The organism is Paenibacillus nuruki, from assembly GCF_001721045.1.
In the GTDB taxonomy this organism is placed as follows: domain Bacteria; phylum Bacillota; class Bacilli; order Paenibacillales; family Paenibacillaceae; genus Saccharibacillus; species Saccharibacillus nuruki.
This window is the reverse complement of record NZ_MDER01000029.1, coordinates 1-16,455: the sequence shown is the minus strand read 5'-3', so window position 1 is coordinate 16,455 and position 16,455 is coordinate 1. Positions and strand designations below refer to the sequence as shown.

22 protein-coding genes are annotated in these 16,455 nt (G+C 36.3%); 11 read left to right on the top strand and 11 right to left on the bottom strand.

What is annotated here, in order from left to right:
- Positions 1-244 precede the first annotated feature (244 nt).
- From PTI45_RS04310 to phnE (PTI45_RS04295), 4 genes are all read left to right on the top strand, one after another.
- Entirely contained in the window at positions 245-1,192 is a 948-nt protein-coding gene (locus PTI45_RS04310; RefSeq protein ID WP_069326314.1) for a phosphate/phosphite/phosphonate ABC transporter substrate-binding protein, read from the top strand.
- A gap of 148 nt (positions 1,193-1,340) precedes the next feature.
- Entirely contained in the window at positions 1,341-2,180 is an 840-nt protein-coding gene (gene phnC, locus PTI45_RS04305; RefSeq protein WP_083243337.1) for a phosphonate ABC transporter ATP-binding protein, read from the top strand.
- A complete protein-coding gene (gene phnE / locus PTI45_RS04300) occupies positions 2,177-2,962 on the top strand; it encodes a phosphonate ABC transporter, permease protein PhnE (protein WP_083243336.1) in 786 nt (261 codons plus the stop codon). Before phnC ends, phnE (PTI45_RS04300) begins: the two co-directional genes overlap by 4 nt.
- A complete protein-coding gene (gene phnE, locus PTI45_RS04295; RefSeq protein WP_069326312.1) occupies positions 2,959-3,756 on the top strand; it encodes a phosphonate ABC transporter, permease protein PhnE in 798 nt (265 codons plus the stop codon). Before phnE (PTI45_RS04300) ends, phnE (PTI45_RS04295) begins: the two co-directional genes overlap by 4 nt.
- Before the next feature lie 176 nt (positions 3,757-3,932).
- Here the strand turns inward: phnE (PTI45_RS04295) and PTI45_RS04290 are convergent, their stop codons facing one another.
- Positions 3,933-4,550, bottom strand: coding sequence for a sugar O-acetyltransferase (locus PTI45_RS04290; RefSeq protein WP_069326311.1), 618 nt, complete (start codon positions 4,548-4,550; stop codon positions 3,933-3,935).
- A 184-nt stretch (positions 4,551-4,734) separates the two neighbouring features.
- Here PTI45_RS04290 and PTI45_RS04285 point away from each other — a divergent pair, with 184 nt between their 5' ends.
- Complete coding sequence (locus tag PTI45_RS04285) at positions 4,735-5,715, top strand: ROK family protein (RefSeq protein ID WP_342672109.1); 981 nt, start codon at positions 4,735-4,737, stop codon at positions 5,713-5,715.
- 137 nt (positions 5,716-5,852) lie between these two features.
- Here PTI45_RS04285 and PTI45_RS04280 read toward each other — a convergent pair whose 3' ends face one another.
- Both PTI45_RS04280 and PTI45_RS04275 read right to left on the bottom strand, forming a co-directional pair.
- Positions 5,853-6,581, bottom strand: a complete 729-nt coding sequence (locus tag PTI45_RS04280) for a class I SAM-dependent methyltransferase (RefSeq protein WP_069326310.1) — start codon at positions 6,579-6,581, stop codon at positions 5,853-5,855.
- Positions 6,582-6,703: 122 nt separating this feature from the next.
- Positions 6,704-7,213, bottom strand: coding sequence for a hypothetical protein (locus PTI45_RS04275; RefSeq protein ID WP_069326309.1), 510 nt, complete (start codon positions 7,211-7,213; stop codon positions 6,704-6,706).
- A gap of 454 nt (positions 7,214-7,667) precedes the next feature.
- On the opposite strand from PTI45_RS04275, the gene PTI45_RS04270 reads away from it, so the two are divergent.
- Both PTI45_RS04270 and PTI45_RS04265 read left to right on the top strand, forming a co-directional pair.
- Positions 7,668-8,399: a superoxide dismutase family protein gene (locus PTI45_RS04270; RefSeq protein WP_069326308.1), complete on the top strand. Its 732-nt coding sequence runs from the start codon at positions 7,668-7,670 to the stop codon at positions 8,397-8,399.
- A 216-nt stretch (positions 8,400-8,615) separates the two neighbouring features.
- Positions 8,616-8,927, top strand: a complete 312-nt coding sequence (locus PTI45_RS04265) for a hypothetical protein (RefSeq protein ID WP_069326307.1) — start codon at positions 8,616-8,618, stop codon at positions 8,925-8,927.
- A 32-nt stretch (positions 8,928-8,959) separates the two neighbouring features.
- Here PTI45_RS04265 and PTI45_RS04260 read toward each other — a convergent pair whose 3' ends face one another.
- The 5 genes from PTI45_RS04260 to PTI45_RS24590 form a co-directional block, all read right to left on the bottom strand.
- Positions 8,960-9,478: a hypothetical protein gene (locus PTI45_RS04260; RefSeq protein WP_069326306.1), complete on the bottom strand. Its 519-nt coding sequence runs from the start codon at positions 9,476-9,478 to the stop codon at positions 8,960-8,962.
- Positions 9,479-9,553: 75 nt separating this feature from the next.
- A complete protein-coding gene (locus tag PTI45_RS04255) occupies positions 9,554-10,075 on the bottom strand; it encodes an HPP family protein (protein WP_245703417.1) in 522 nt (173 codons plus the stop codon).
- Between the two features lie 150 nt (positions 10,076-10,225).
- Entirely contained in the window at positions 10,226-10,714 is a 489-nt protein-coding gene (locus tag PTI45_RS04250) for a GNAT family N-acetyltransferase (protein ID WP_069326305.1), read from the bottom strand.
- A gap of 45 nt (positions 10,715-10,759) precedes the next feature.
- Positions 10,760-11,248, bottom strand: a complete 489-nt coding sequence (locus tag PTI45_RS04245; RefSeq protein WP_069326304.1) for a tetratricopeptide repeat protein — start codon at positions 11,246-11,248, stop codon at positions 10,760-10,762.
- 153 nt (positions 11,249-11,401) lie between these two features.
- Complete coding sequence (locus PTI45_RS24590; protein WP_342672108.1) at positions 11,402-11,968, bottom strand: ribonuclease domain-containing protein; 567 nt, start codon at positions 11,966-11,968, stop codon at positions 11,402-11,404.
- A gap of 151 nt (positions 11,969-12,119) precedes the next feature.
- Between PTI45_RS24590 and PTI45_RS04235 the strand changes: the two genes are divergently transcribed.
- The 3 genes from PTI45_RS04235 to PTI45_RS04225 all read left to right on the top strand — a co-directional run bounded on the left by PTI45_RS04235 (position 12,120) and on the right by PTI45_RS04225 (position 13,072).
- Complete coding sequence (locus tag PTI45_RS04235) at positions 12,120-12,395, top strand: AbrB/MazE/SpoVT family DNA-binding domain-containing protein (protein ID WP_069326303.1); 276 nt, start codon at positions 12,120-12,122, stop codon at positions 12,393-12,395.
- Positions 12,392-12,727: a type II toxin-antitoxin system PemK/MazF family toxin gene (locus PTI45_RS04230; protein WP_069326302.1), complete on the top strand. Its 336-nt coding sequence runs from the start codon at positions 12,392-12,394 to the stop codon at positions 12,725-12,727. Before PTI45_RS04235 ends, PTI45_RS04230 begins: the two co-directional genes overlap by 4 nt.
- 69 nt (positions 12,728-12,796) lie before the next feature.
- Positions 12,797-13,072: a hypothetical protein gene (locus PTI45_RS04225; protein WP_069326301.1), complete on the top strand. Its 276-nt coding sequence runs from the start codon at positions 12,797-12,799 to the stop codon at positions 13,070-13,072.
- Between the two features lies 1 nt (position 13,073).
- Here PTI45_RS04225 and PTI45_RS04220 read toward each other — a convergent pair whose 3' ends face one another.
- Positions 13,074-13,526: a WapI family immunity protein gene (locus tag PTI45_RS04220; protein WP_069326300.1), complete on the bottom strand. Its 453-nt coding sequence runs from the start codon at positions 13,524-13,526 to the stop codon at positions 13,074-13,076.
- A gap of 52 nt (positions 13,527-13,578) precedes the next feature.
- Positions 13,579-14,031, bottom strand: coding sequence for a WapI family immunity protein (locus PTI45_RS04215; protein ID WP_069326299.1), 453 nt, complete (start codon positions 14,029-14,031; stop codon positions 13,579-13,581).
- Between the two features lie 146 nt (positions 14,032-14,177).
- On the opposite strand from PTI45_RS04215, the gene PTI45_RS04210 reads away from it, so the two are divergent.
- Entirely contained in the window at positions 14,178-14,435 is a 258-nt protein-coding gene (locus PTI45_RS04210) for a hypothetical protein (protein ID WP_069326298.1), read from the top strand.
- 20 nt (positions 14,436-14,455) lie between these two features.
- On the opposite strand, the gene PTI45_RS04205 is transcribed toward PTI45_RS04210, so the two are convergent.
- Positions 14,456-16,455, bottom strand: a 2,000-nt coding sequence (locus PTI45_RS04205) for a tetratricopeptide repeat protein (protein ID WP_139129211.1), incomplete at its 5' end; no start/stop codon positions are given.

Genomic DNA, 16,455 nt, shown 5'->3' with positions numbered 1-16,455 from the left:
CTTTCCCAATAAAAACGTAGAATAAATTTTGTGGGTTGTTTATCGCCATTTACAAATGTATAACAACTTTAAAAGTGATATTAACTATCATAGTTATACCTTAGCTTATCGTAAATAGTAAATATCTAACCTACAAATGATTACATAAGGGAGTTTTGCATACTTCAAACGGTGCCTACAGTCTATATCATGCACAGCTTTACCTACACAACCAGTAAGACTACTTTTCTAGGGGGAAATAAAAGTGTTCAAAAAAATATTAATGTTAAGTATGACCGTTGCTCTGGCAACAGGACTTGCAGCTTGTGGTAATCAAGCGGCATCTACAGGAACAGGTAATGCAGCAGAGTCTTCTAGCTATGTGCCGACTGAATTGAAAGTTCAATTCGTACCTTCACAAAATGCAGACACGCTTGAAGCCAAAGCCAAACCACTTGAACAATTACTAGGCGACAAATTAGGGATTCCTGTCAAAGTAACGGTATCTCCTGATTACAATACAATCGTAGAAGCAATGGCTTCCAAACAAATTGATGTTGGATTTTTACCACCGAATGCTTACGTACTTGCTCATGACAACCGTAAAGCAGCAGACTTATTGCTACAAGCTCTTCGTTTCGGTGTAAATGATGAGACAGGTCAACCGACTACAGATAAAGTAAACTTTTACAAATCAATGATTATCGTTAAAAAAGATTCAGACATCAAAACACTTGCTGATCTAAAAGGTAAAAAAATGGGATGGCAAGATGTGACTTCTTCCGCAGGTTATGTATTCCCGGCAGCTGAAATGAAAGCAGCAGGTATTGATCCAGATACAGACGTACAAGGTATCACGATCAAAGGTCATGATGCGGCTGTAATGGCTCTGCTTAATGGTCAAGTTGATGCCGTAGCGATCTTCCAAGATGCTCGTAACAATGTTAAAAAAGATGTTCCAGACGTATTCGAACAAACACGTGTCCTTCACTTCACTGCTCCTATTCCTAACGATACGATCAGCGTACGTTCTGATATGGATCAAGCATGGCGCGACAAAATTAGTCAAGCCTTTATCGATATCGGTAACGATCCAGAAGGTAGCAAAATTATTGAAGAAATCTACAGTCATGTAGGTTATGAAAAAGGCGACGATAAAAACTTCGATCCTGTTCGTAAATATGCAGAAGCTGTAGGTCAAGCAACCAAGTAAACAAAGAATGTAGTGAGCACTTGGCAGCACCGTCCTTCTTTTCGGACGGTGTTTGCTATTTTACATAGCAATCTGCTTGTTGAGTTCATCTATAGGTACGATGCGACTAATGAAGTACATTATTCTGAATATAGAAAGTTGGCAAATCATGATTACATTCAATGACGTTTCCAAAGTGTATCCTAATGGAACCAAAGGGCTTAACCATATCAATCTAACGATTAACGAAGGCGAATTAGTCGTCATTGTCGGACTGTCCGGCGCAGGTAAATCAACTTTACTTCGTTCGATCAATCGGTTGATCGATATTAGCGAAGGTGATATTCAGATTAACGGTCAATCGATCACTTCGGCTTCAGGTGCCAAATTGCGCCGTATTCGCCGTGGGATCGGTATGATTTTCCAAAGTTTTAATCTAGTGAAACGTTCGACTGTAATGCGTAATGTATTGTCCGGTCGTGTAGGTCATCATTCTACACTACGCACTGTATTCGGTATGTTCCCCAAAGAAGACCATGAACTTGCTTTAGATGCGTTAGCACGCGTTAATTTGCAAGAAAAAGCATATAGTCGTGCAGATCAGTTATCCGGTGGACAGCAACAACGGGTGTCTATCGCACGAGCGTTAGCGCAACAACCACAGATTATTCTAGCTGATGAACCGGTAGCTTCTCTTGATCCGTTAACGACTCGTCAAGTAATGGATGATCTTCAACGTATTAATCAAGAGCTTCAAATTACTACAATTATTAATCTGCATTTTATAGATTTGGCACGTGAATATGCGACTCGGATTATCGGGTTACGGGCAGGAGAAATTGTATTCGATGGAACACCGGAAGAAGCTACAGATGATGTATTTTCTCATATTTACGGACGCCCGATCCATCGTGATGAAGTATTAGGCGCTAATGCACCTGGCGAAGATATCGTGACTGTGATTCCAGATGCGGCAGATATCAAAGCGACTTCTGGAGAACCGTTATGAATATGATGATTGAAGCCCCTGCAGCTCCTAAGAAATACAAAAAAATACTGACATGGCTATTTTTTATAGTCGTGCTTGTCCTTTGTAGTATTCAGACTGAAGTTACTCCTTATCAATTGATACGTGGATTACCACAAATGGGCATTTTGTTAAGTGAAATGTTCCCACCCGATTGGAGTTACTTGCCTACGATCTGGAAGCCGATGGTTGAAACCGTACAGATTGCACTGGTCGGTACGATGTTAGGTGGATTGTTAGCAATTCCTGTATCCTTACTCTGTGCCTACAATATTGTACAAAGTCGTTTGGTTTCTTTGCCCGTACGCTTGATTCTGAATTTAGTGCGTACCATTCCTGATCTATTATTTGCTGCGATTTTTGTAGCGATTTTCGGGATAGGACCATTTGCCGGAATGTTAGCGATTCTATTTTTCTCATTTGGACTTATTGCTAAGCTTACTTTTGAAGCGATCGAAGCGATTGATCCGGGTCCTATGGAAGCTATGACGGCTGTAGGTGCCAATAAAATTCAATTAATCGTCTTTGGCGTAATCCCTCAAGCATTGCCTTATTACATGTCTTATCTGTTGTATGCTTTTGAAATTAATGTACGAGCAGCTTCTGTTCTAGGTCTAGTGGGTGCTGGTGGTATTGGTCTGTTACTGGATCGCTCTCTTGGATTATTCCGATATGATCGCGCAGCTATGATTATTTTGCTAACGCTTGTGATTGTACTGGTTATTGATTACGGAAGTACTGTATTGCGGAGGAAATTACTATGAATCATACGTTACCGGCTAAGCCACTCTGGCACAAAATTCGTCCGTGGTGTTGGGTTATTTTTCTGGTTGTTGTGTATATCTGGGCATTTAATGGTCTCAAATTCGAAGGGATTCAATCCACTGCCAAAAGTGTCTCCCTCTCTATTTTAGATGGATTTATGCATCCTGATTGGTCATTTGTCTATGATCCTGCGGGTGAAGATTTATTACGTGGACTACTTGATACTTTAGTCATTTCAATCTTAGGTACATTTATTTCTGCTTTTCTTTGTATTCCTTTTGCTTTTTGGGCAGCAACTAATATGAGTCGTCGTCGTCCAGTTTCAGGAACAGGTAAGTTCAGTCTTAGTGTAATTCGCGTTTTTCCTGAAATGATTGTTGCGATCTTATTTATCAAAGCTGTTGGCCCGGGTTCTTTTGCCGGTGTGCTTGCACTTGGTATCCATTCGATCGGTATGCTTGCCAAGTTATTTTCAGAAACGATAGAAAGTATTGAAACAGGTCCTAGTGAAGCCTTAACGGCTGCTGGAGCCACGCGATTACAAATTCTATGGTTTGCCGTATTGCCTCAAGTGATTCCTCAATTTCTCTCGTATTCGTTGTATCGGTTCGAGATTAATATTCGCTCAGCTACAACACTGGGTCTAGTGGGCGCTGGTGGTATCGGAACACCACTGATTTTTGCTCTAAATATGCGTAATTGGAATCGTGTAGGTGTGATTCTGTTAGGAATCATCGTACTGGTTATCTTAACCGATCTGATCTCGGGTTGGATTCGGAAGCGTATTGTGTAAAATGGTTGGTTAGCACTACATGATAAGCAATCAGCATATCGTATCCGTTGCTAGATAGAAACAAAATAAAAAGGCATGAGCACTCTGGGATTCATCAGAGTATTTATGCCTTTTTGGTTTGGTATTTTTTGGTATGGATCTAGTATTGTCTATAGCTTACCGATCCAAGTCTAATCTTAATGCTCGATATCTGCTTCATACTCTGCTTTTTGCTGTTCCCAGTATTGCTTATCTTCAGCAGTAATCGCTCGTAAGACTTTGCAAGGATTTCCTACAGCAATCACATTGTCTGGAATGTCTTTGGTGACCACCGAGCCTGAACCGATTATTACATTGTTCCCAATCGTTACGCCCGGGTTAATCACTGCATTTGCTCCGATCCAGACATCATTGCCTATCGTGATTTCTTTACCAAATTCTAAAAGGGTATTGCGTACATCAGGATCGATAGGATGCCCTGCTGTATACACACCTACTCGTGGGCCAAAAAACACATTGTTGCCTATCTTTACTTTGGCAACATCAATAATAATACAATCATAATTGGCATAAAAGTTATTACCAATTGTAATATGACAACCATAATCACAACGGAATGGTGGTTCAATAAATACGTTCTTACCTGCGGATTCTAACAATTGCTGAAGTAATTCAGTCCGATACTCCCACTGCTCTGCGGTTGTGTTGTTAAATAATCGAGTAAGCATCCGAGATTTCTTATTATCTGTTGCTAATTCGCCTACACCAGCCATATATAATTTCTGGGCTAGCATCTTTTCTTTGTCTGTTGCCATGTATACGATTGCCTCCTTGAATATCCACCTGTATCTGCTTAATTCATTAGACAATGATGGGGTATTAAATTATAATATTACTTATTATAATACTTTTAATAACTATTATCAAAATTCGATAGAGGTGATACTCATACAACCGTTTATCCATAACACGATACATGTAAAACAAATCAATACAGAAGTGATTAAAAAAACTCTAAAATCGCTCACTTCAGCGACCAAAGCTAATCTAGCTCAAGCTACAGGATTAAGTATCGCTACCTGTGGAACAATACTCAATGAATTACTAACAACGGGCGAAGTATTAGAACATGAACAAGAAGATTCTCATGGTGGTCGTCCTGCGAAGAAGTTTATGTATAATGCTCACTTTTCTTATATTGCTTGTATCTATATCAAAGCAGAAGAAACTCGGCACTCGCTGACATATACTGTAGCTAATTCCATAGGTGAATATATCGAAAGCGGGCATGAAGAGGTGTCTTCTGTGAATGCGACAATAATTGATCATTTGATCGAACGATTGATTCATACCTATGGCAATATCAAAGCAATCGGGATAGGGATCCCGGGTGTAGCGCATCAAGGGATGATACAGATCTGTGATGCTTCAGAACTGATTGGGGTTCCTTTAGAATATCAATTGAACGAAAAGTATGGCATCGATATTATTATTGAAAATGATATGAATCTGACCGCTTATGGATTTTATCAAAAACAACAGTATGATCAAGATAAAACGATAGCAGTAGTAACTTTTATCAAAGGAAGCTTCCCCGGTGCAGGATTAATGATCGATGGGCATATTCACAAAGGAAATACTCGATTTGCAGGTGAAATTTCTTTTCTCCCTTTCGGCATAACACGAGAAGAACAATATGCTCAACTTCATCAGCCTTCGACTTTTATTCCTTTAGCCGCCAAAATGCTAATCAGCTTAATCGCTACAATTAATCCGGAAAAGATTGCTTTAACAGGCGATCAAATACACTCAGAACAAGTTAAAGATTTGTACAACGCTTGTCTGGAATACATTCCTATAGAACACATGGCAGAACTTCACATGTTGAAAGAGCCTGATCAAGATTATATGCATGGGCTGGTGTCTATGACTTTAGAAAGTCTTGATTATGCATTACAGTTGGTTGAAAAGCGAAGATAAATGATTAAATGTTGATGACTTTTGGCTTCTTGAAGATCAAAAAAACTATTCCTTAGAAAGTAGGAATGGTTTTTTGATTTGATATTTAGCGTTACCCGCAGACATTCAATCATCCACTTATACTTTCCTTTATTCATTTACTTTTTTACCGCTTTGAACAAAATAAAAGAAGGCTTGCGACGCTCTTGTGTGAGCTTGGGCATTTTCTCCAAACCTTCTGGAATAGACTCCGGTTCATCAATGTGTTGTACGATCAAATCATGAGCAATCATACCATTTACCAGTGTAGATACTTTCCGGTGATACTTAATCACATTATCAACAACCCAATGAGTGCTACGTTGCCCTTCTTCCCCATAATTATCTATCGCATAATGCAATCTCTCTCCGTGCTCATCTTCTACCCAACCTTCCATATCTAACTTGGCTGTGGTAATCGGGTGCTCGGTTGAAAAGACCAATGTTCCTCCGGAACGTAACCATTTCGCAATCTGCGCCATCAGGCGATCATAATCAGCGACATAATGAAAAGCTAAAGAGCTGACAATCAGATCAAACGATTCAGCTTCAAAATTCAATTCTTCTATCGGTGCATGAATATATGTAATCTCTGGAAGCTTGGGTGCAATACTTAACATTTTGCTTGAGATATCTGCGCCAGTCACATGCGCTGCTCCCTGTTCTACCATATAGGAAGCTAACTTACCGAATCCACAACCCATATCAAGTACTGTTAATCCTTTTAAATCCGGCAATAATGCTTTCAAAGCAGGTTGCTCCACAAAATCATTAAAAGTAATCCCTGTGCTCCGTAACTCTTTATAATATTCAAAAAAAGTCGGGTCATCATAAATATTTTGGCGCATCACCTGTAACCTCCTCGACGCATTTACTTTTGGCGACAAACTACAATGTTCTGTCTGTTTAAACTCATTATACAATATAAAGCAAAACAAAAGAGCCGCTCAACACGGCTCTCGTGTATGTATTAATATCCGCCTGTATTCGAAGCCCATACTGGACCTTTGCCAGTAGCATAAAGAACAACGTTTCCATCATCTTGTACAACCAGGCTATCTCCAATTAATCCAGCAGGTACATTACCTTTATAATGTGCATTACTCCATCCTTTCACATCTGCTGTCCAAAATACGATACCTTTAGAAGGATCAGTAACGCGTAGTGTGTTAGGGAAAAGTGTTAATGCTTCTGGATATCGTTGAAATTCACGACCTAAAAATGTGTCATAGTATTTGAATACATCACCATCAGTATTCGTATCCCACATTGGAATGCCAGCATCACGATACAATACCAAGTTGCCATCATTTTGCATGACCAAATTAAATCTACCGCTTGGGGATGATAACATCTGACCTTTAGCCAATGTCTCGCCAACGTTCAGTGTACTTTTAGCAGATGCAGCTGAAGCATGGTTGAACTGAAGCATAAATACTGCAAGTAAAACTAGAACAAACTTTAACGAAATACTTTTCATCACCATTTCTCCCTTTGGATATAATTTTAATTCCTGAAATAATATATTACAATTTCAAGGTATTATCAACTAATTTTTAACATTATATACAATTAAGGGATTTTAAAATGATCGGTTATTTTATACGATTTTTAACACAAATGGTGTATATTTTAATGAAATTATTCTATTATACGTATAATTTTAATACTTATTATGATTATTTAATCATTCTACTATTTTTTTATTTCTATATATTTATACCGATTTGATTCGATTTCGTTCTAATATGTATGTCTTCCCCTTTCTGATCTAAATCGATAACTTATATTTTATTTATAATAAAATGGTTACATATGCTAAATATTATTGTGTATATAGATTCCGGATAACTTTGAGTCCCTCTGCTTACAATGTAATTTTAAGGGTATAAATGTAAAAAGAACCTATTTTAATTACAGGAGGAATAATCGTAATGAAAAAACCTTTAGGTAAAAAACATCTTGTCCTTTCTTTTCTAGGTGGAGCTTTATTTTTTTCAGGTATTTCATTTGCAGCAGATGCTACAACGGTGACTCCGAATACAGAGGCGTTAAAATTTTATGTAGATGGTGAACAAAAAACCACTTCAGCACAATACAATAATCAAGGCAGTATGGTTCCAGAGTCTTTTAGATATAGTGGTACTACATATGTACCGATTCGCCATGTGAGCGATCTTCTAGGTAACAAAATGTACTGGGAACCTCAATCTGCAACGATTTCTGTTAACAGTCCAGTGGTAGAGATCAAAAATAGCAAAGGTGAGTCGATAGGAACAGCCGTCCTTACGCAAGATCAGAATAATGTGAATATCAAAGTGAATGTCAAAAATCTACCCGCAGGCAAACACGGGATTCATGTTCACCAATCAGCTATTACGAATAACGACTTTGCTACAGCAGGATCGCATCTGAATCCAGAAGGACATGAACATGGTCGTCTCAATCCCAAAGGACAACATACAGGTGATCTACCTAACTTAGAAGTAGCCGCAGATGGTACAGCTAATACTACAATGGTATTACCAAATGCCAGTCTAGAAAAAGGAAATGAACACACTCTTTTAGGGGCTTCCATTATTATTCATGCTGCTCCTGATGATGAGATGACTGATCCGACAGGAAATTCAGGAGATCGTATTGCTGGAGGAAATATTCCGCAGTAATCGAATTTATAAGGATAGGAAAAAAATATAGGTTTATTCAAAAACTCTCTATATGGTTTAGAGAGTTTTTCTTTTATGTTTCTTTGGATTGCAGAACTTTATGTTGGATGCCCGTTGTACAGGCAAATTAAAGTTCAAAATGGTCTAACGTAGAAGTATCTTTCGCTATCGACTATACTGGTTATATCTCATTTTTAGGTGAAAGAGGTGATAGATATGCCCATTCTTCGCAAGCCGATCAGACGTACACGCCAGATTATCACATTGATCGCTATTGCGGTAGTGGCTTTGACGTTTCTATATGTAAGCAGTATAAAGACAACAGAAGGTGTATTCCGCGTGGTCGGCGTGACCGATCAAGGTATTGTGGTTCAACAAGGTCAAGACACTGCTAATCTCAAAACAACACCAGATATTATGCAGTTAGTACAGATCGATCAGCTTTATTTTATCCGCTATCATTCAGACTGGATACGCCATCCCAAGTTAGAAGATATTCAACTGGTCGCTCCAAAAAGTGCAGGTTAAAGCATATATGATCACATGCTTACCTGCACTTTTTATTTAAAAAACTTATCTACTAATCCAGTAGCACTAACATATTTGGTATTGTAATGAATCCGCAGTAATGTTTCATCTGTGGGATCCCCTTTCACTCCTTTAAAATAAACAGTGCCTTTACCTTCATCTGTTATTTGACTTGTTTCTCTTTGAGCCTTCGTATCGTTACTGTTAAGTTGGTTATCTTGTGAATACATAAATGCTGTCTCAAACGTTCGATATCCTTTACCAAATACATACATATACTTGTAGCCGTCATTGGCATCTTCTTCTACGCCAATACTAAAACAATAAACCTGATTCTTCTTATTATCTGCACGAGATTCTTGTAGCCATTCGTCTATAAGTTTTTGGTGCTGTGGTTCAATCTTATCAAATTCATATGTATAAATATCTTGTAACAACGGTTTTTGTACTTCTTGCTTATACTGAACTTCAACGCTAGGTTGCGCAGGTGCGGTGCAACTAGCAAGCAAGATCATACTACTTATAGATAAACCACTTATTATTTTACGCATAATGACTCCTATTCTCAGATAAATATCAAAGGAACTTATCTATAGAAATCGCAATAGATGAGTTCCTTTGTTTGTTTATAGCCAAAATGTTGGATATTTTCGATGCTTGATTAAGTTATTGTATAGCAAGGCAACACAGACTACTACGATAGAACCGACTAACACTGGCGTAATTAGAAAAGACCATGAACTCGCTGCGGTAATGACAACGATCGGATTTGCACCGGCAGGAGGATGAGTCGTTTTCGTTAATATCATAAGAGCAATACCCAGTCCAACCGCTAAAGATAAAGCCCAGATGCCGTTCCCTAACCAGTGATATATCACCAAACCGCATAAAGCAGTAATAAAGTGTCCACCAATAATATTTCTAGGTTGCGATACAGCCGCCTCTGGAAGTGCAAAAGCCAGTACACAACTTGCGCCAAAAGGAGCTATCAATAAAGACAAATGCAACCCTTCTGAAAGACTCACCAGTATAAATATAGTGATAAATCCACCGATAAAAGCTAAAATAGCCTGCCACACACTAACCTTCAGTGGAGAACGAGCTTGTGTGGAACTTTTGTTGAAATATAACTTTAGATTTTTGTACAAAATGATAACCCCTCTACAGATGTTTATTTCCCTATAGAAGTATACATCAAAATGAGACATCTTTATAATGAATAATACTAATAATGATTATCTAATAATATGCTTATATTTGAATAATAATTTGTGTTTATTGCGCTCAATCGTAAAAAATTATAAAACCAATAACATCGTAATCGATGTACCGACGACAGCTACTTTTTCAAATCCTAAACGTTCATATAAGCGCACAACGGGATTGCTCGGATCTACACTCAATGAGACTTGAGCGATCTGTTGTTGTCGTAATTCAGTTAGTAATGCTTGCATAAGCGCTGTACCTACCCCTTGTCCACGATACTCATCCAATACAGCTAATCCTAACTCTGGTGTTACCTCGTCAATATAACCATAACCTTGATTGTCTGCTGGTAATACTCTAGCCGTCACAGCTCCAATCAGTTGTTGCTGGTCATTGATTGCAGTATAACCAACATCTCCAGCTTGACCCCAATCTTCTACATATTTAGCCAGATGTGGTTCATAGATCACTTCCCGATCAAATGGTGGTTCTCCTTCACGCACATAAAGAGACAAATATAACGTTTCCCACAAAAAATTCTGATCGTCTGCGGTAACTGCCCGAATACTCCATGTATGCATATCCAACCACTCCTTTATTTATATATGTACTCTGTCTATACCGGCTTATTCCCATACCTGATCTAACTTATCGGCATAAAATAAAATCGCTCGCTGATACCGTTCAATCCCTTTATCATTTGTTGTCTCTGCTAGTTCAGTCATTAATAACTGCATGCCTTCTGCATATTGTTCTAGATTGTACAGCACCATTGCATAAAACACTTTAAATTCTCGTGCCTCCGGATAGTCTTGAATCGCTTGCTTGAAAAGAATCGCTGCTTTTTCATAATGAGCCAATGTGCGGTACGTGCTACCTAGTCCAAGCATCGCTCCCTGACGATCTTCGCCTTGTAGTCCATTAGCAAGAGCTTGTTCATAATAAGGCATGGCTTGTGCTTCTAATCCTAGATTGTCATACGTCCATGCAACCTGATATAACAACACAGGATCATCGGGATCTTCCAATAATAAATGGAGTAATTTCGTGCGTGCTTCTTCTAATTGTCCATTTTGACGTAATTCAATCGCTTCTTGCATCTGAGTATTGGTCATATTGGTTCTTCCTTTCGACTTGTTGTTTCTGTACTCCATTCTGGATTCGATACATCAGCTGTAGTGATAAGATCGCTATCATTATAACAAAAGACCGACAATGATTGTCGATCTTCGATGGATGAATATGAAGTTGAAGTTGTACAGACGTATTTATTGGATTTGCTGAAATGAATCGTAGTGATCAGTTGTTTTGTAGATCAGTCCATCGGTAGAATACAATATCCGATTGGCTCCCCGAAAACCAGATGTATAGTTGATATCGGCTTCATGCCATTTGCGTCCTTTGGAAGCTGGCAGCAGCTTTTCATAATTACTAAAATAATCGCCACCAATACTTTTACCGGGTGCCACTTTATTCAAATTACCTTTCGACGATTCCCATCCCAACGATTCTGCTTTGGACTTGGTGATATAGTTACAAGGTAATTTTTTATACTCTTTCAAATAATCGGCAACACCATCAAAGGTATTGATAACTTTGCATGTATTTGCGGAGTTCGTTTGGTTATTGTTACTCTGGTTATTTGGGGTTTGGCTAGTATTGCTTGTCGATTTATTCGAAGATTCATTCTGTGTCTGCGAATTATTCGAATCAACCTGTGTTGTCTGATTAGATGCTGTGGTACTTGTATTTGTAGACGATCCATCTTGTAACTGGGTGATAAAGATAACACCCAATACAAGGATTAATACAATACCTGATAATATCTTTTTCAAAAAAATGCCCCCTATTTATAAATCTTATTCTAGATGTTTATTTAAATATTCCTTTATACTTCATAAAATTTATATAATTTAAATGTATATCCTATAGATATACATTACAATCTAAATATCTTATACTATATTTATAAAATAAAATGAGGTGATGAGTATGTCCAAAGCTACACTTAGCAAATGGGGAAACAGCAGTGCTATACGTATCCCTACAGATTTAATTAAGCGTTTGAATTGGTCTGAAGGTACCGAAATGGAAATGATTATTACTAATGATAATGAAATTCTTCTACGTCCGATTCTTCAACAGGAAGAATCTAATCAAGATTTGAAAGCTCACCTCAATAATCTTTTAGCTCAAATCAAGCCAGAATCTCCCCGACATAAAGAAATGGATTGGGGTATTGAAGGAGACGAGAAACTTTGAAAATTCCTACTCGTGGCGATTTAATATGGCTTGATTTTGATCCACAAGCAGGTCATGAACAAGCTGGTCGCCGTCCTGCTATCGTATTATCAGAAGAAAATTTTAATCAAATCACTGGTTTTGCTGTCGTATGTCCGATTACAAATCAAATAAAGAATTATCCTTTTGAAGTTGAACTCCCTGCTGGTCTTCGATTTCAAGGCGTTGTTTTAACCGATCAAATGAAAAGCTTGGATATTAAAAAACGTAACTTTTCTATTGTAGATCATTTGTCTATTCAAACAAAATCGATGCAAAATATTTTGCGTAACACACGTTCTATTTTAGCCTAATTACAGTACGAAGCATTTCGGACTTTAAAGTTTTAGAATTCTCTTGATGCAGATATAAGGAGAAATAAATTGAAATTCGTAAAATTAATGCTAATCCTTACTATAGCTTTATCTGCAATAAATATTCAACCCCAACCGATCGATGCACAATCATCTAGTAAGGTCGATTCAGCACTCAAAGATCGCCTGATGAAACAATACGGTCTATTACCTGCTTCATCTGAAAAACAGCCTTCTCTACTTGATCTAAGTCAGGGTAATTTTGGATTCAGTTTTGGAGAAAGTGATTCTGTATCTTCTTCCTTACCCACTGTACTTTTACGTGTTTATTTTCGCTTGATCTGATCTAGTTGTTATATCGACTGCATCGCTCTGGAAATCGTTTTAGCATTTCATCAATTTCTTCAATCTTTTCTTGTAATACTTCTTTCGTAGACGAGATGATAAACTTTTTCTTATATTCATCTTGATCTAGTTTTATTAGCTTTTGCGGATAAAACGCATGACTTAAGCTAAGTTCAATCTGCCCTTCTTCGATATAAGAAATTTCAATTTCTGGTTCCATAAATGCTGCAAATGTCCATGTCATCTGTTTATCTCGCACCGAAACTAACCAATCTCGCAAACCTTTCAATTCCGAAGTCATCATAGACGGACTGATGGCTTCCCACTGAAATCCATTTTGATCTTGAGCGATAATCTGTACGGTTAGCCAATCATCATACCACTCTTCTATAACTTCATATTGATACCCTAAAATCTTGATTTCTACTCTTGCCTTACCATCTATCCATAACATATGATATACCGCCTTATTTTAAAATGTATGTATAAGACATTTTCTACATTGTCTATTGCTTGGTGGAACGCTGTGGAAATTCTACAATCATGTTATCCAATTGCTGTATGAGATCGTACAAAACGTCTTCAGGCAATTCCATAATTAAACTTTTATCTACCGTTTGTCTACCATGCTCCATTAAGGCTTTAGGATAAAAAGACTGAGATATACCTATTTCTACTGTTCCATTTGGAATATATGTAAAGCTTAATTCAGGTTCCATAAAAAAGAAGGTCTGCCACACCACATTCTGTACTCGTATCGAACCGAACCAATCTCGTAAGTCCTGTAACTCTTTAGCAAACATACAAGAACTGCTCGCCTCCCACTGTAATCCATTTTCATCTTGGGCGATCAACTGCACCGTTAGCCAGTCGTCATATAAGCATTCAACTCTTTCTGGAGGATAATCATAATGTAAGATGTTGAGTTCAAATCGAATATTTCCACTAATCCATAGCATGTGATGTACCGCCTTTATTAAATTTAAGTGCAAGTAGTCAGTATACCAAACTTCACGAGTGACATCACTTTGCTATCAGAGTGAACGTATACAGCTAAAAAAAGCGATGCTACGATAATAGCATCACTTTTTTGGAGGTTTTTATTATGGATGATTTTGAAAAAGATTTTAATCAATTCAAGTCAATGCGGATGGAAAGTATAGCGAATACGATTATTTATGGGTCAGACGAGTATAAGAAGTTGATGGTAGAAAGTGATCGGCTTTTTACCGACTTATGTACATATGTGAAGCCAGAAGGAATGAAGTTGTTGAGGGATTATTGTAATGTAGTGACTCTGCTACAAGGAATAGCAGAGTCGGTGATGTATGAGCAGGGGTTGAGGGATGGGATAAAAATTTAAAACAAAATTTATAAAATTAATTATTCTTTATTTTCGTAATCTAAAATCAAGGTGTCTAATTTTTGAATTTTGAATTTTGAATTAGCACACTCATCATAGAAAGAACGAGCAGCCTTAATAACCTTATTATTCTTTTTTAATATAAGATCAACTTCATCCAATATTGCTTTAAAATGTTCTTCTGATTCCTTAAAAAATGCAGAGGTAATAAAACTTTTGAGTGCCTTTTTTATATTTTTTAATTTTTTATATGTCAAGCCTTGTGCATAATAATTAAAATAATTCTCATACAATTGTATTGAAATTGAATAACATTTCAAAGCTTCAGTTAAAAAATATTCATCTTCTAATTTTTCAATATTAATAAGTTTATAATATATATCTCCTATTTTTTTATATACAGCTGAGGAATTTTCATTATTTATTTTTTTAGGATTTTCTAAAACTTTCTCAGCAAAAAATAGTGTTTGTTTAAGATCATTGACTAATTCTTCTTGTTTATTTCTGTTTTTCATTTTTAATTTAGTTATTTCGATATAACATAGTGCTAAAATATAATAGCCATAGCATTTATTTTCCTCTTCATTCAATTTAGTAATAAATTCAAAAGCTAATTTTGTAGAATAAATATAAATATCAGAAGATTCTTCTGTATATGCTAATAAATAAGCATTAATACTTGCGTTAAAATAATAATCAGCATCTATAAACACTTTTTCTCCAAGTTCAATCGCTCTAGTATAATATTTATTAGCTTTTTTGTAATTATTTAAATCATAATAAGTTTGAGCTATTTTAAACAACCATTCATTATCTACAAGTGATGAACCAAGCAACTTCAGTTCTTTTTCTGTCATTTCTTCATTATTTTCTTTTCCTTCTTTAATTAGATCAATAATTTCTTCAGTAATTTCCAATAATTTGTCTTCGTCTTCAAATTCTGGTAAAACATCAATCATTCCGTCTTCAGAAATAATTATGATAACACATTTTTGCCCACTTTTTTTTAATTTTGCAATATAGCGATAAGCTGAATTGAATCTTGCTCCTCTACTAGCATCACCTATATTTTCTTGAGCTTCTCCATCAAGAATTACTCCAATACCATGACAATTGCAATCACTATCAAAGTAGATTGCTCCATCAATAGAAGTTAGAAATTCAATATGTTCTGGATTTATTGGTCCTACTTCGATTACTGTTGACTGTTTGCTAAGCTTTTTAATCTCATTTTTTGCTGTTTCAAAGTTTGTAAAAACTACTATTGTTCCATGTTTCTGCATTCTCGCTTTTTGAACTATCTCATTCAGTTTTTCTATTTTTATCTGCTCTTCTTTATTCTCAAACAGCTCTTTAGATAAGATCCTAGAAAACCTTTCTATGGAATAACCTTCTTCATTAATTTTAGGATTTTTAAATGTGATTGATATTAATTCTTTTTCTTCTAGTTTTAAATCAGAACGATAAAATTTTTGATTTTCTTTTGTAATTAATTGACCTTCTAATATTGATTGCATCTTTAGTTTTGCAAAAGATAGTATATATTTTGAGACTCCATGAAAATCTAACCTTAAAATTAAAAAATCTTTTTGCAAATGCCAATTAACTTCTCCTATTCCATAAATTACGTTATGATCTGCAATAAGGTAAAGATCTTTTTCGATATTTGTCAATTCGAGTAATTTACGTATGCGCTTAGCATCTTCAAGTTTTATAACATCATGCTTAGCAAATCTTATAGCAAATCTTATTAAGTCACTTTCTATAATTAATTCTTTATTCATAAATAAAATTGACCCAAAAGCAATTGAAGATTCATAAGCTCTAGAAGATATGTCATCTAAAGACTCTAATAAATTATTTACATAAAATTGACTATTTATTGAATTTAAAGATTCTGATTTGAGTTTTGGTGATTCAATAAAAGTTTGTATTTTCCCAAAATATAATCTAGCAATCCTACGATTATATTGAGTACAATCTTCGTTATATTTTTGAGAAATTATACTCGCTCTAATAT